A 15,374-nucleotide genomic window follows, 5' to 3' on the forward strand; every position below is an offset into this window, starting at 1 on the left:
TAAAAACCGGGGATGTGGCTTGATGCTGCATCCCATCATGATGTATATATTTCAACTAGTACGATAGGAGGGAACAAGATGAACAAAGGACGCGTTCTCCAGGTTATGGGTCCGGTTGTTGACGTTAAGTTTGAAAGCGGCAATCTTCCAGAGATCTATAACGCTTTGAAAATTGTAACCAGCGATGCGGATGTGAACATCGAACTAACTCTTGAAGTAGCCCTTCACTTAGGCGATGACACAGTTCGTACAATCGCGATGTCTTCCACAGACGGCCTTAAGCGTGGCGTCGAAGTATTAGATACGGGTGCTGCAATCTCCGTTCCGGTTGGGGATGTAACACTAGGACGTGTATTCAACGTATTGGGTGAGTCAATCGACCTTGAAGCTCCAGTCGCTGCTGATGCACGCCGCGATTCAATCCACAGGGAAGCTCCAACATTCGAACAGCTTTCAACTGAGGTTGAAATCCTTGAAACTGGTATCAAGGTAGTTGACCTTCTTGCTCCATATATCAAGGGTGGTAAGATCGGATTGTTCGGTGGTGCCGGTGTAGGTAAAACCGTATTAATCCAGGAATTGATCAACAACATCGCTCAAGAACACAGCGGTATCTCTGTATTCGCAGGTGTTGGCGAGCGTACACGTGAAGGTAACGACCTTTACCATGAAATGACTGACTCTGGCGTTATCAAGCAAACAGCGATGGTATTCGGACAGATGAACGAGCCGCCAGGAGCACGTATGCGTGTTGCCCTGACTGGTTTGACAATGGCTGAATATTTCCGTGATGAGCAAGGGCAGGACGTTCTTTTCTTCATGGATAACATCTTCCGTTTCACGCAAGCAGGTTCTGAGGTTTCCGCGCTACTTGGCCGTATGCCATCTGCGGTAGGTTACCAGCCGACTCTTGCAACTGAAATGGGTAAATTGCAGGAACGTATCACATCTACTAACGTAGGTTCTGTTACTTCCATCCAGGCGATCTATGTACCAGCCGATGACTACACTGACCCGGCTCCGGCTACAACTTTCGCTCACTTGGATGCAACAACGAACCTTGAGCGTAAGCTTTCTGAAATGGGTATCTACCCTGCGGTGGATCCACTTGCTTCGACTTCACGTGCATTGACACCTGAAATCGTTGGCGAAGACCACTATTCAGTAGCTCGTCGCGTACAGCAGACATTACAGCGTTACAGAGAACTTCAGGATATCATTGCGATCCTAGGTATGGATGAGCTTTCAGACGAAGATAAGCTAACTGTACACCGTGCTCGCCGTATCCAGTTCTACCTGTCACAAAACTTCCACGTAGCCGAACAGTTCACAGGACAAAAAGGATCTTACGTGCCAGTTAAAGAAACAGTTAAAGGATTCTCTGAAATCCTTGACGGCAAATATGACCACCTTCCAGAAGATGCATTCCGCCTAGTTGGCCGAATCGAAGAAGTTATCGAGAATGCAAAACGTATGGGTGTAGAGGTCTAATAACGGACCAGGAGGGTAAAAAATGAAGACGATTAAAGTCAGTGTTGTTACTCCCGATGGGCCGGTGTATGAATCAGATGTTGAAATGGTAAGCACAAAAGCGAGCACAGGCGAGCTTGGAATCTTGCCAGGCCACATTCCTATGGTTGCACCGCTACAAATTGGAGCTGTCCGTTTGAAAAATGGCAGCAACAACGAGTTCATTGCAGTCAGCGGCGGCTTCCTCGAGGTCCGTCCTGAGCAGGTGACCATCCTTGCTCAATCTGCAGAACAATCATCTGAAATCGATCTTGAACGTGCATTGAAAGCAAAAGAACGCGCTGAACAGCGCCTGCATGAAAGAAAGCAGGAGAACATCGACTTCAAGCGTGCAGAACTTGCCTTGCAGCGTGCGATCAACCGTATTTCAGTTGCAGAACGCAGAATTTAATGACCCACACCCTCCGGGACGCCGGAGGGTGTTTTTATTTTGGAGAGAGAGGTTCCTGCACTTTCTGCCAAATTAATTGAAAATCTGGTAGCAGATTCCGTTTCGCTATAAAAATAAAAATTTCGCTATTAAATAAGGATTTTCGCTATAATAATCAATTTTTCGCTATTAAAAATAGATTTTCGCTATATAATTATTATTTTCGCTATAAAACATTTTGTAGACTAAATTACGGAGTGTTTAATGTGCAATTCAAGTTAATAAAAGAGACTTAGACATCAAAGACCAACTGTTTTATCCAAAAAACACTTATTTGAAGGTCAATTCATCAGTCAATTTTCTATTTTTAATCCTAAAAAACTCCTCGCCAGTTAAAATACCCACCAGTTCTCCATGAACTACGACGAAACAGACCTTATAAATGTTGATAAACGTCACTGACAACTCAATCCAATATGTATTTAATATAAAATGTAACCGATTGTCTTTTTTTAGGAGCAGCGGGTAACGAAACAGGGGGGCTGCACACTCCAAGTCGATGCGCTGCCAGGCAATAAAAAGCCTTGTGAAAACAATGCGAATAATTTGTCTTCCAGAAAACTAAGTATGGAAGGGGACGGCTATTCCCGGCGTTCAAAAAGATACTATTTTTCTATCAGAACGGCTTGGAAGAAGGTTGCCAGATTGTTCAATGGCTTGTCGACACACTATTGTAACAATGATATAATTGTTATCGGTTACAAGATTAAAAAGTGTGAAAATTTCACAACATTGGAGGGATGGGCATGGAGCAGTTAAATCTATATCAAAATAACTATTTGATAGTCTTTGTGTTCCTATGTCTCGGGGTATTGCTTCCAATCGTAGCCTTGTTTGTGGCTAAGCTTCTAAGGCCGAAATACAAGCAGGACGAGCGGAAATATACCACCTACGAGAGCGGGATGGAACCGTTCAGCGATGCGCGGGTCCAGTTTAATGTCCGTTATTATGTTTTTGCTCTTATGTTCGTTATTTTTGATGTAGAAACAGCGTTTTTGTTTCCATGGGCTGTCGCCTATGAGAAGCTGGGGATCTTTGCATTGATCGAGATGCTGATTTTCGTCGTAATGCTACTCATCGGACTCATCTACGCATGGAAAAAGAAGGTGCTAAAATGGATTTAAAATTGGATGATTTATCACCAGCAGAAGCGGCAGAACTCCAAAGAAATGTATTCGTGACAACTCTTGAGCAGGTAAAAGGCTGGGCCAGAAGCAATTCGATGTGGCCAATGACTTTCGGTCTAGCGTGCTGCGCGATCGAAATGATGGCATCGAGCTCGGCTCACTATGACCTTGACCGTTTTGGGACGTTCTACAGGAACTCCCCTCGTCAATCCGATGTCATGATTGTTTCAGGAACTGTAACGAAGAAAATGGCTCCGACTGTCCGCAGGCTGTACGACCAGCTGGCAGAACCAAAGTGGGTAATCGCGATGGGTTCATGCGCGACAGCAGGCGGTCCATATGTAAAATCATACTCAGTTGTAAAAGGTGTCGATCAGATCGTGCCGGTCGATGTTTACATACCGGGTTGCCCGCCGAATCCAGCAGCATTGATTTACGGGATTAATAAATTGAAAGAGAAAATCCGTTATGAGGCGAAAACCGGGAAGAAGGTGATCTAACCGATGAGCGGGGAAAAGGATTTAGAGCAGATAAAGAGAGAAGCAGCCCAAAAAGCAAAGGAGCTTGCGAAGCAGCGCCAGGCTGCAAAACAAGCAGGGGAAGGAATTGACCCGAAAGAGGTTGCCGACTTAGTCGCAGAACCTGAGCTTAAAGAAACCGAGACAAAGGCAGAAGCACCAGCAGGTGACGATGCTGAACTCGCTAAAAAAAGAAAGCCGCCGCAGCAGCGAAGGCAAAGGCAGCTGCACTGGCGAAAATAAAAGCAACTGGCCAGGACGCAGGTGAACCGTCACAAGCCAAAGAAGAAGTTTCAGCTCCGGTAGAAGGTCAAGATGCAGAATTAGCCAAGAAAAAAGCAGCGGCAGCAGCAAAAGCGAAAGCAGCAGCTCTTGCAAAAATGAAAGCAACTGGCCAGGTGGAGGAACACGCTGAAGTGGAAACTCCAGCAGCACCTCAAGCTTCAGCAGGCGACGACGATGATCCGGCGAAAAAGAAAGCCGCAGCCGTAGCGAAAGCAAAGGCAGCAGCGGCAGCAAAAAGAAAAGCACAGGCAGAAGCAGGCGGAGAAGCAGATGCTCCAGCAGGCGACGACGATGAACTGGCGAAAAAGAAAGCCGCAGCCGTAGCGAAGGCAAAGGCAGCAGCGGCAGCAAAAAGGAAAGCTCAGGAGGCAGGCGGAGGAGCAGATGCTTCAGCAGGCGACGATGATGAACTGGCGAAAAAGAAAGCCGCAGCCGTAGCAAAAGCAAAGGCAGCTGCAGCAGCGAAAGCCAAAGCCGCAGCCGGCGGGGGATCCGCTGACGATGAAAAAGCGAAAGCGATTGCCGCAGCGAAGGCAAAAGCAGCCGCAGCAGCGAAAGCTAAATCAGCAGCTGGTGCAAAAGCAGGAGCAGAAGAACCAGTTGAAGAAAAGAAGCCATCTCCAAACCAGCCTTACTTAGATAAATATGTAAAAGCGATTACCGACAATCTGGGTGCTGATATTTTGGAAGATTCCTATATTAACCCTCTTTCAAAAGACGTCCCAACACTTGTCGCTAAAAAAGAATCCTATTATCGTCTGGCTGAATTCCTGAGGTACAACGAATTATTAGGCTTCGATTACCTGTCGGAGCTTCACGGGACTGATTTCCAGACGCATATGGAAGTGTATGTTCACTTGTACTCATACAAGAACAGACAGTCAGTAGCGCTGAAGGTCAAGCTTGACCGCGATGAGCCTGTTACCAAGTCGGTACAGCCTCTATGGGCAGGAGCTGATTGGCCAGAGTGTGAAACATATGACTTGCTTGGCATCAAATTCGAAGGCCATCCAAACCTCCATCGCATCATGCTTGGTGAAGACTGGGTCGGCCACCCATTAAGAAAAGACTATGAACCGTATGATGTGGAGGTGTAGCCCGTGATACGCACAGAAGAAATGCTCTTGAACGTGGGGCCCGCAGCACCCTAGTACACACGGTGTATTCCGCCTCGTTCTGAAAATAGACGGTGAGATCATCGTTGAAGCAAAGCCAGTTATCGGATATTTGCACCGCGGGACTGAAAAGCTTGCCGAAGACCTTCAATATACACAAATCATTCCGTATACAGACCGGATGGACTATGTATCGGCGATGACGAATAACTATGTAATCGTCCATGCTGTCGAAACGATGATGGGCTTACAGGTTCCTGAACGTGCTGAGTACCTAAGGATCCTGGCGATGGAATTGAACAGGGTTGCCAGCCACTTGCTGTGGTGGGGAACATTCATCCTCGACTTCGGTGCGACAAGCCCTTTGCTTTACGCATTCCGTGACCGCGAGATGATCCTGAACCTGCTGAATGAACTGTCTGGTGCTCGTCTGACGTTCAACTACATGCGTGTAGGCGGCGTCAAGTGGGATGCTCCGGAAGGCTGGATCGAAAAGGTGGCAGATTTTGTCCCTTACTTGAGAGGCCAGTTGAAAGGCTACCACCAGCTTGTATCAGGAAACGAAATCTTCCTTAACCGTACAAAGAACATTGGTACTTATACAAAGGAAGACGCAATCAATTACTCATTGAGCGGCCCGAACCTGCGCTCTACAGGCGTGAAATGGGATTTGCGCAAAGATGAGCCGTATTCAATTTATGACCGCTTCGACTTCGACGTAGTCACTCGAGACGAAGGCGATGCGCTTGCCCGTTACCATGTAAGGATGGGTGAAATCGAAGAATCTCTGAAAATCATCGAACAGGCTGTGCAGCAATTCCCGAAAGACGGAGAAATCATAGCCAAGGTTCCAAAAATCATCAAGGCTCCAAAAGGGGAAGCGTTTGTCCGGATCGAAGGCTCCCGAGGTGAGATCGGCTGTTACATATCAAGCGATGGCAAGAAAGAGCCATACCGTCTCAAGTTCAGACGACCGAGCTTCTACAATCTGCAAATCCTCCCTAAACTGCTCGAAGGTGAAAGCATCTCAAATCTGATTGCAATTTTAGGAGCGGTTGATATCGTTCTTGGGGAGGTAGACGGATAATGGTTCAGGAGCTACTCGAATCAAGCGCTGGCCTTATGAACTTTAGTATCTTCTTCGTCCTTGCTGTCGTCCTGCTGTTCGTAATCCTTGGATTCGTAACAATGGCAATTCTGGCAGAGCGGAAAGTGCTTGGTTTCATGCAGGGCCGTTACGGTCCATCCCATGTCGGCGGTAAATGGGGTCTTTTGCAATCCGTTGCCGACGTTGTAAAGCTACTTGTAAAAGAAGACTTAATTCCAAAAGCAGCGGATAAGCCGCTGTTCATTATCGCACCGGTCATCGCGTTCGCGCCGTCCTTCATGGTCATGGCGACGATTCCTTTGACGGATAAATTGCAATTTGCTGACTTGAATGTCGGCTTCCTGTATTACATCGCCATTTCAGGTCTGACGATCGTCGGCATGCTGATGGCAGGCTGGGCATCCAACAACAAATACTCATTGCTTGGCGGAATGCGTGCCGCGGCACAGATGATTTCCTATGAAATCCCGCTAGTCATGAGCGTTCTTGGAATCGTCCTGTTGACAGGCAGCCTCAATCTTAATGAGATTGTTGCGGCACAAGGTGAAAGTGGCTGGTTCATCTTATGGCAGCCAATCGCATTCATCGTGTTCTTCATCGCTGCTACTGCCGAATTGAACAGGGTTCCATTCGACCTTGCTGAAGCGGAAAACGAGCTTGTTGCCGGTTTCCACACAGAGTACTCTGGCTTCCGCTGGGCGATGTTCATGCTTGCTGAATATGTGTATATGTTCGCAATGTCTGCGTTGATCACTGTATTATTCCTTGGAGGCTGGCTGCCGCTGCCATTCCTCGGCTTCATTCCAGGAGCTGTATGGTTCGCGCTCAAGTTCAGCGTAGTGGTCTATATCCTCATTTGGTTCCGTGCTACGTTCCCGCGTATCCGCGCCGACCAATTGATGGAATTCGCATGGAAAGTGCTACTGCCGGTCGCGCTGGCAAACATCTTCCTAACTGCTTTGATTAAAGAATTTTTTCTAAAATAGGAACGGGAGCAGTATTGCTTCCTGCATTAAAGGGGTGAATTACGTGCTAGGATGGACTAAAGGATTAGCTTATACCCTTAAACAATTGACTCGCGAAAAGCTGACTTACGATTATCCAAATGAACCGATTCCGCTTCCTGACAGATTCCGCGGGATCCAGAAGTTTTATCCTGAAAAATGCATCGTCTGCAACCAGTGTGCCAATATTTGCCCGACCGATTGCATTAACTTGACTGGTAAAAAGCATCCTGATCCAACGAAAAAAGGCAAAATCATTGATACGTATGATATCAACTTCGAACTATGCATCCTCTGTGACCTGTGCACAGAAGTTTGCCCGACTGAAGCGATCATCATGACGAACAACTTTGAGCTTGCTGAATACAGCCGGGATGATTTATTCAAGAACCTGGAATGGCTTGACGAAAATGATGAGAATATACGGAAGGTGAATAAAGCATGACGTTAACAGGCGAATTCTTTGCGTTTATGTCACTTGCTTTAGTGGCGGTAATCGGCGGCGTGCTTTTATTAAACCTCACCAAGGTGATCCACATGGTCGTAGCGCTCGTCTTTACTTTCGTCAGTATTGCAGGTATTTATGTGCTCTTGTCCGCTGAATTCCTGGCGGTCATCCAAGTAATGATCTATTCCGGGGCTATCACGATCATGATGCTTTTCGGAATCATGCTTACCCGCCACCATGGTGACGATGCTGAACCAAAAGGCGGTATGCTGCGCAAGATTGCACTGCTGCTTGGCGTAATTGGTTTTGGCGCCGCTGTTTATTTCGGAATTTACGATTTGAATTTCGAAGCAGTTCCAAATACACTTCATGAAAACAATACAGAACAAATCGGGGTATCGCTGTTCTCGCATTACATTATCCCGTTTGAACTGACATCCGTGATCCTGCTTGCTGCGCTCGTAGGCGCAATCGTACTTGCGCGCAAGGATGACGAAAAGGAGGGTGATCAGGAATGAGTTCTGTTCCGGTTTCAGCCTATCTAGCTCTTGCACTTATTCTTTTTTTGCATCGGCCTTTACGGCGCACTGACAAAAAAGAACACAGTTATTGTGTTGATATCCATCGAGTTAATGCTTAATGCGGTCAATATCAATCTCGTAACCTTCAGTAAATACGGAGTGAACCCTTCGATCACTGGCCAGGTTTTCGCGCTGTTCTCCATTGCGGTAGCAGCAGCTGAAGTAGCGGTAGGACTTGCAATTCTGATTTCGCTTTACCGCAACCGCAGAAGTGTCAATATTGATGATATGAATCAGTTGAAAAATTAGGATTGATGGATTTTTCATAGGCGGCATTTGCCGCTGAAATCAGATGATTTCTTGTAGCTGGACTGCCCCGTGAAAGACGGGGCCTCAATCTGACGGGCGTATATATGATAGATAGCGCACGTTCAAAAAAGGGGATTGTGATATTAATGGAGAATGCTTGGCTCATTCCGCTGTTCCCGCTTGTATCCTTTCTATTCCTGCTGCTGTTCGGTAAAAAGCTTAAAGAAGCGAGCGCATTCGTTGGGATTCTTGCGACGCTTGCCTCTCTTGTATACTCCATCCTTGTGCTGATCGAGCGCTTTTCGGAGTCTACATTCAAAGCTGAAGCCGTTTGGCTGACAATAGGGAATCTGGAACTAACTGCGGGCTTTGAAGTAAATCAATTAAACGCATTGATGCTGGTGATCGTGTCTCTTGTCAGTTTCCTTGTGCATACTTATTCAAAAGGATATATGCATGGTGATGAGCGCTTCCCGGTTTTCTATGCATACTTAGGACTATTTACTTTTGCAATGCTTGGTCTTGTAATCTCGCCGAATCTTTTGCAGACATATATTTTCTGGGAATTGGTCGGTGTAGGTTCATTCTTGTTGATTGGATTCTATTTTTACAAAGAAAGCGCCAAAGCGGCTGCAAAGAAAGCCTTCATCATGACCCGTATCGGGGATGTCGGGCTGCTGATCGGGATGATTCTTTTATTCTGGCAAACTGGCAGCTTCGAATATGATGAAATTTTCGCTGCGGTAGAAGAAGGCGCTATTTCTGGAACGATGATTACCCTGACTGCAATCCTGATTTTCATCGGTGCAGTTGGTAAATCAGGTCAGTTCCCGCTTCATACATGGCTTCCAGACGCGATGGAAGGCCCGACGCCAGTTTCTGCGTTAATTCACGCAGCGACGATGGTTGCGGCCGGTGTATATCTGGTTGCATCGCTGTTCCCGCTGTTCAATGCGAGCGAAACAGCTATGCTGACTGTAGCGATCATAGGTGCCTTCACGGCAATTTTTGCGGCAACGATCGGCCTTGTCCAAACTGACATCAAACGAGTGCTTGCGTTCTCGACTGTCAGCCAGCTTGGCTATATGATGCTTGCATTAGGATCTGCCGGTTATGTTGCCGGAGTATTCCACTTGATGACTCACGCGTTCTTTAAAGCGTTGTTATTCCTTGCAGCAGGTAGCGTTATCCATGCTGTACATACTCAGGATATTGAAAAAATGGGCGGGCTTTGGAAAAAGCTTTCATTCACTGGACCGCTGTTCCTGATCGGAACGCTGGCCATCAGTGGTGTCCCATTGTTCTCAGGCTTTTTCAGTAAAGATGAAATTTTGGTTGCTGCATGGGCACACGGCAATTACCCGTTGTTCTGGCTCGCAGTGATCGCGGCGTTCTTCACAGCATTCTATATGTTCCGTTTGTTCTTCATGGTGTTCACCGGCGAGGCGCGCAGCGAAATGAAGAATGTTCATGAATCGCCATCCGTCATGACAATGCCTATGGTGGTCCTGGCTGTATTGGCTGTTGTAGCTGGTTATGTCAATACACCTTGGTTCGGCACATTCCTTGGTGACTGGCTTGTTGAAGGCAATGAAGCACTTGGCCACGGACATATCGAAGCTCCAGGCTGGATCATGATTGTCGCGACTGCTGTCTCCCTTCTCGGCATCCTTCTTGCATGGATGATGTACAGCAAGAAGTCGATATCTCGCGACTGGCTGTCCAGTAGAGCGCCAATTGCCTATGGCATCGTGAAAAATAAGTACTATATCGACGAGATTTACAATCAAAGCATCGTGTTTGCTGTGAAAGGAATCAGCTTGTTCCTGCGGTTCATCGAGGTCTTCCTTGTTGAGGGACTCGTAAAGCTGACAACAGCAGCTGTTCAGGGACTTGGTAAAACCGGTGCGAAAATCCAGAACGGCCAGGTACAGACTTACGGCACCATCGCCTTTGTCGACCTTGCAGTCCTGATCGTCATCTATGCGTTGACAGGGGGGTATTTATAATGGATTTCAACTATTTTCTTACCTTACTGGTATTCTCCCCTTTACTAGGAATCCTGCTTTTGGCATTCATGCCAAAAACAAATGAATCAGGTATCAAAATGCTTGGCGTATTGGCAACTCTGCCGTCATTGATTCTTGCGTTGATCGCATACTTTTCATATCGCGGCGGCAATGAACTTGCTAATTTTTCGGAAAAATTCCGCTGGATCCAATTCGGCGGCCAGGGTGCTGAGCAGCAGGGAATGTTCGCGGTGAACTACGAACTTGGCATCGATGGATTCGGTTTGATCATGGTGGTGCTCACAGCAGTGATCGCGACGCTTGCGGCAATCGCGTCTTTCCATATCAAAAAAGAATGGAAAGGCTACTACATGCTGTTCTTGCTGCTCGAAATCGGGATGCTAGGAGTATTCACATCACAAAACTTGATTCTGTTCTTCCTGTTCTTTGAAATCACCTTGATCCCGATGTTCTTCCTGATTGGTAAATGGGGCTATTACGAAAAAGAAAAGGCTGCTTACAGCTTCTTGATTTATAACGGCCTTGGCTCAGCGATCCTGCTGATTGTCATCATGGTGCTGTTCTCAAGAACAGGCACATCAAATATCGATATGCTGTCTGTCATGATGAATACAGAAGGCGTGCCAATGTTCGCACCTGTTTCCGAATCGTTGAAAATGGGATTATTGATCGCCTTGCTTGTCGCATTCGGTGTCAAGCTGCCAATCTTCCCGCTCCACAGCTGGATGCTGCGCGTCCACGTTGAAGCGCCACCGTCAATCGTCATGATTCACTCAGGAATTTTGCTGAAAATCGGTGCATTCGGTCTAATTCGCTTCGGAATGGGAATCTTCCCTGAACAATTTGCGGAATTGGCCGTGCTGCTTGCGGTATTGGGTGTCATTAACCTTTTATACGGAGCGTTCCTTGCTTTTATCCAGACAGATTTCAAAATGGTCCTTGCTTACTCTTCTATTTCCCATATGGGAATCGTTTTAATCGGACTTGGAGCATTAAATGAGGCAGGAATCCAGGGAGCTATTTTCCAGGTCGTATCACACGGTCTGATTTCAGCATTACTGTTCTTCCTTGTCGGTGTGTTTTATGAACGCACGCACACGACAACGCTTGCCAATCTGGGCGGAATGGCAAAAGGAATGCCGCTTGCATCAGGCTTCTTGCTTGCAGGCGCGATGGCATCGCTTGGATTGCCTGGCATGTCAGGATTCGTCAGTGAATTCATGGCATTCCTTGGACTATTCGAAGAAATGCCTGTCCTTGCAGCAGTTGGTACAATCGGCATCATCATGACAGCCGTTTACCTGCTTCGCGCAGTGCTTGCGATCACATATGGCAATGCGGAGCGCGAGTTTGTCGGAGTGTCTGACATACGCTCATTCGAATGGGCACCGGTGTTAGTACTTGTCGGCTTAATCGTCCTGATCGGTGTATATCCAGCCGTTCTTAGTGAACCGCTTCAGGCAACATTAGAAACTATCATGATGGGAATAGGGGGGGTGATGAAGGATGGATTTAGATACACTTCTATCATTTGATTGGGGAACGATGACTCCGGAATTCATCATCCTTGGCATGATTGCAATTTTATCAGTTGCTGATTTATTCATGCCCAAGCATGTCGACCGGAAAGTCCTTGGCTGGGCCGGTTTTGCAGGTGTGGTACTGGCGCTGGTTTCACTGGTTTCGCTGATTGGTACTGAAACCACATCGATACTATACGATACATTCCGATTGGATTCGTTCGCAATCGCCTTCAAGCTGATCCTCCTTTTAGGAGCGGCGCTAGTCATGCTGTTGGCGATTGACTACAGGACGAATGATGGACTTGAGGAATACAAGGGAGAATTTTTCTACCTGTTCCTTACTGCCTTGCTTGGTACGATGTTCATGGCATCAAGCGGCGACTTGATCACATTGTTCGTCGGTCTAGAATTGCTGTCCATTCCGTCTTACGTCCTTGCAGGTATGCGCAAGCGTAACCTGAAATCGAATGAATCGGCAATGAAATATGTAATTAACGGCGGAATTTCTTCTGCAATCACATTGTTCGGTATGAGCTATGTTTACGGAATCGCCGGAACAACCAATTTAAAAGGAATCGCTCAAGTATTTGGAGGTCTGAGTGACCCTCAGCACATTTACATTCTTGGACTGGCATTCTTTATGATCTTTGTCGGCCTGTCATTCAAGCTGGCATCCGCTCCATTCCATATGTGGGCACCAGATGTATATGAAGGAGCACCAACTCCAGTGACTGCGTTCCTGAGCGTCGTCTCAAAAACAGCTGGATTTGTCATCATCCTTCGTATCCTGTTATCCATTTTTGGCTATATTCCTGTCTCACAAGAAGATGGACAGCCAATTCCGCTTCTGTTCGCAGTTCAGGATTACATCGCATTCCTGGCTGGAGCAACAATGATCATTGGTAACGTCGTCGCCTTAAGACAGCGTAACATCAAGCGCATGTTCGCTTACTCAAGTATCGCGCATGCCGGTTACATCCTTGTCGCTTTGACAGCCATGTCATTCGTGACCTTCGATGCAATCTGGTTCTACATGCTTGCTTACGTTTTAATGAATCTCGGCGCATTCGCCATCATTCAGCTGATCACTATGAAAACTGGCTCAGAGGATATCAGCCATTTCGCCGGCCTCTACCGCCGCTCACCGCTACTGGCAGTGGGAATGGGGATTTTCATCCTGTCACTCGCAGGAATCCCCGGTACAGCTGGCTTCATCGGTAAGCTGAACATCTTCATGGGCGCATTGATGGTCAATCAGGCACATTACGTTCTTGTATCAATCATGATTGCGACAACAGTCGTATCCTACTTCTACTACTTTGGAGTCATGACACAAATGTTCTTCCGTCCGGCAGCAAACGACGATAAAATCCAGCTGCCAGCAGGAACAATAGCCGTCATCCTGATCACCGTAGTCGGAACGATCCTGTTCGGAATCATGCCAAACCTGGCAATCGACTTCATGCACAGTAACTTCAATCAGTTCGTGGATTTCATGAGGTAGACCATCACTTCGGAAACTGTGAAGTAAGCAAAGCACAAAACATGTTTGGGTTTTGGGGAAAATTTATTCATGGAAACAAAGGGGTAAATTCAGCTGGCCTTGCTATCATTGCTGGGCCAGTTTTTTTATGGGGTGGTATTTTGCGATTTTTATGGTTAAAGGATAGTTTCGGTCACAAGAGAGAGAAATATGTGCCCGAAAAGTAAGGAGAGAGCGAGCTTCGGTCACAAGAAAGAGAAATATGTGCCTGAAAAGTGAGGAGAGAGCGAGTTTCGGTCACAAGAGAGATAAATATGTGCCCGAAAAGTAAGGAGAGAGCGAGTTTCGGTCACAAGAGAGATAAATATGTGCCCGAAAAGTAAGGAGAGAGCGAGTTTCGGTCACAAGAGAGAGAAATATGTGCCTGAAAAGTAAGGAGAGAGCGAGTTTCGGTCACAAGAGAGAGAAATATGTGCCCGAAAAGTGAGGAGAGAGCGAGTTTCGGTCACAAGAGAGATAAATATGTGCCATTTCGGTCACAAGAGGAACGAATATATGCCCTTGAAAAAAACAGGATTAATTATCCTTCTAAGTAGTGAAACTTTCCGAAGTCAGATGCGTCTAAATAACAGGTAATCATCAAGTTTATGTTAAGATAGACATGATAAGGGGGGACAAATTATGATCACAGGTTTTGGCGGCTTCGCGCTGACCAGCATCCTAACGCATCTTGTTTTTATCGCCATTTCATGGTGGGCTCTTCAAGCACTCCAATTTGATAAGCTGCTTCGGGCTAACCATGTTCTTCAAGCCCGTGTCTTATATATTCTTGCATCCATCGCACTGGGATCCACAGTAAGTAATTTCTTCCTTGATTACCTCCAATGGTCACAGCAGCTTCCGATGATTTTTCAGTAAAGAACTTTTAGCTCATCTTCTGTTCGTTTAAAAAAATGTTCGTTCTAAACAAATTGGTAAAAAATTAGGTCTTCATACATGTTTCCAAAACGGTAAATGTTGAGTATTATTGTCTTTGTGCTTGTTTTTTTGCGTAGGCATGTTTGTTTTTTCACAAACAATGAACACCCGGCAAAGTTGGTACATAGAATGATGTCAAAAAGTGACGAGAATTCCCAAGTATGCGATTTGCTCTCCTGGTAAGAATGGTATTAAGGGGAGAGTGACAAACATATGAAGAAGATACCATATATTTTATCAATTTTTGGCATTATTGGTTTTATTGTGCTTCAAGCTGGGAATAAGACGACTGTAGCTGACGCTGATCATGAAATAAAAACTCTGGCCTCGGTTTTGCAGGACGAAAATATTTTAATCACTGGTTGGTCTGTTTATGCAAGGGAAACACTGGACGAAAAAAATGTCGATACATTGGTGAAGGACTTGATGACCCAGTTTCCAAATTGGACATGGGAAAGCAGCGATAGTGAAGTTATCGCTGTGTCAGAGTCTCAAGAGCTGCAAGAAAAAATTAAAATTGTTTCTACCGACACAAAGGGCTCGGTACATACGTATGTGATGTATGAGGTCAGAGGTCAATATTGGAATAAAAATACAGAAACCTTTTTAAACAAAAATTTACCAGGCAGAATATTTGACATTTTTCGAGGAAATGCCACAACTTTCTCTTGTATTGAAGGCGATATCAGTGATAAGATAAAATCGGCTTTACCTGTTTATAAAACTAAATTGCTAAAGGCTTTTCAAGCCGAGGAAGTCGAAGGATTGGAAGAGGACTTATTTATTTCCACATCCGCCGTTTCACCTTTGTTCGACAACTCTTTAAGCAATGACCATGAGATGAATATGCAGCTTGGATTACGGAAAACTGATCGATTGGGCGCAAAGACTACCCTCGTAGTTGGCACACCCATCATAACGATTGAATATTAATATAGAGAAATTGGACGCGGAGGGGAATACAC

12 protein-coding genes and 3 pseudogenes are annotated in these 15,374 nt (G+C 46.1%); all 15 read left to right on the plus strand.

Annotated elements, in window-relative coordinates; all coding sequences use genetic code 11:
• Positions 1–78: 78 nt before the first annotated feature.
• Positions 79–1,491 carry a F0F1 ATP synthase subunit beta gene (gene atpD / locus LC048_RS24100; RefSeq protein WP_226603036.1) on the plus strand — a complete coding sequence of 471 codons (1,413 nt, stop codon included), beginning with the start codon at positions 79–81 and terminating at the stop codon, positions 1,489–1,491.
• Between the two features lie 22 nt (positions 1,492–1,513).
• Entirely contained in the window at positions 1,514–1,921 is a 408-nt protein-coding gene (locus tag LC048_RS24105) for a F0F1 ATP synthase subunit epsilon (RefSeq protein ID WP_102264580.1), read from the plus strand.
• Between the two features lie 785 nt (positions 1,922–2,706).
• Positions 2,707–3,084: an NADH-quinone oxidoreductase subunit A gene (locus tag LC048_RS24110; RefSeq protein ID WP_226603034.1), complete on the plus strand. Its 378-nt coding sequence runs from the start codon at positions 2,707–2,709 to the stop codon at positions 3,082–3,084.
• On the plus strand, positions 3,075–3,587 hold the full coding sequence (locus LC048_RS24115) for a NuoB/complex I 20 kDa subunit family protein (protein ID WP_144479119.1): 513 nt from the start codon (positions 3,075–3,077) through the stop codon (positions 3,585–3,587). The genes LC048_RS24110 and LC048_RS24115 overlap by 10 nt, the downstream gene beginning before the upstream one ends.
• 3 nt (positions 3,588–3,590) lie before the next feature.
• Positions 3,591–4,987: pseudogene (locus LC048_RS24125) on the plus strand (NADH-quinone oxidoreductase subunit C).
• A 3-nt stretch (positions 4,988–4,990) separates the two neighbouring features.
• Positions 4,991–6,092: pseudogene (locus tag LC048_RS24130) on the plus strand (NADH-quinone oxidoreductase subunit D).
• Complete coding sequence (gene nuoH / locus LC048_RS24135; protein WP_226603019.1) at positions 6,092–7,099, plus strand: NADH-quinone oxidoreductase subunit NuoH; 1,008 nt, start codon at positions 6,092–6,094, stop codon at positions 7,097–7,099. The pseudogene LC048_RS24130 and the gene nuoH overlap by 1 nt, the downstream one beginning before the upstream one ends.
• A gap of 43 nt (positions 7,100–7,142) precedes the next feature.
• A complete protein-coding gene (gene nuoI / locus LC048_RS24140; RefSeq protein ID WP_023613591.1) occupies positions 7,143–7,562 on the plus strand; it encodes an NADH-quinone oxidoreductase subunit NuoI in 420 nt (139 codons plus the stop codon).
• Positions 7,559–8,083: an NADH-quinone oxidoreductase subunit J gene (locus tag LC048_RS24145; protein WP_226603017.1), complete on the plus strand. Its 525-nt coding sequence runs from the start codon at positions 7,559–7,561 to the stop codon at positions 8,081–8,083. Before nuoI ends, LC048_RS24145 begins: the two co-directional genes overlap by 4 nt.
• Positions 8,080–8,395, plus strand: a pseudogene (gene nuoK / locus LC048_RS24150) (NADH-quinone oxidoreductase subunit NuoK). Before LC048_RS24145 ends, nuoK begins: the two are co-directional and overlap by 4 nt.
• Positions 8,396–8,541: 146 nt before the next feature.
• A complete protein-coding gene (nuoL, locus tag LC048_RS24155; RefSeq protein WP_306048995.1) occupies positions 8,542–10,404 on the plus strand; it encodes an NADH-quinone oxidoreductase subunit L in 1,863 nt (620 codons plus the stop codon).
• Positions 10,404–11,960 carry a complex I subunit 4 family protein gene (locus LC048_RS24160; protein WP_306048997.1) on the plus strand — a complete coding sequence of 519 codons (1,557 nt, stop codon included), beginning with the start codon at positions 10,404–10,406 and terminating at the stop codon, positions 11,958–11,960. Before nuoL ends, LC048_RS24160 begins: the two co-directional genes overlap by 1 nt.
• Positions 11,932–13,452: an NADH-quinone oxidoreductase subunit NuoN gene (gene nuoN, locus LC048_RS24165; RefSeq protein WP_226603001.1), complete on the plus strand. Its 1,521-nt coding sequence runs from the start codon at positions 11,932–11,934 to the stop codon at positions 13,450–13,452. Before LC048_RS24160 ends, nuoN begins: the two co-directional genes overlap by 29 nt.
• 660 nt (positions 13,453–14,112) lie before the next feature.
• On the plus strand, positions 14,113–14,349 hold the full coding sequence (locus LC048_RS24170) for a DUF1146 family protein (RefSeq protein ID WP_102264569.1): 237 nt from the start codon (positions 14,113–14,115) through the stop codon (positions 14,347–14,349).
• Between the two features lie 273 nt (positions 14,350–14,622).
• Positions 14,623–15,342, plus strand: a complete 720-nt coding sequence (locus LC048_RS24175) for a YwmB family TATA-box binding protein (protein WP_226602998.1) — start codon at positions 14,623–14,625, stop codon at positions 15,340–15,342.
• The last annotated feature ends 32 nt before the right edge of the window (positions 15,343–15,374 follow it).

Source organism: Mesobacillus subterraneus, from assembly GCF_020524355.2.
Classification (GTDB): domain Bacteria; phylum Bacillota; class Bacilli; order Bacillales; family Cytobacillaceae; genus Mesobacillus; species Mesobacillus subterraneus_C.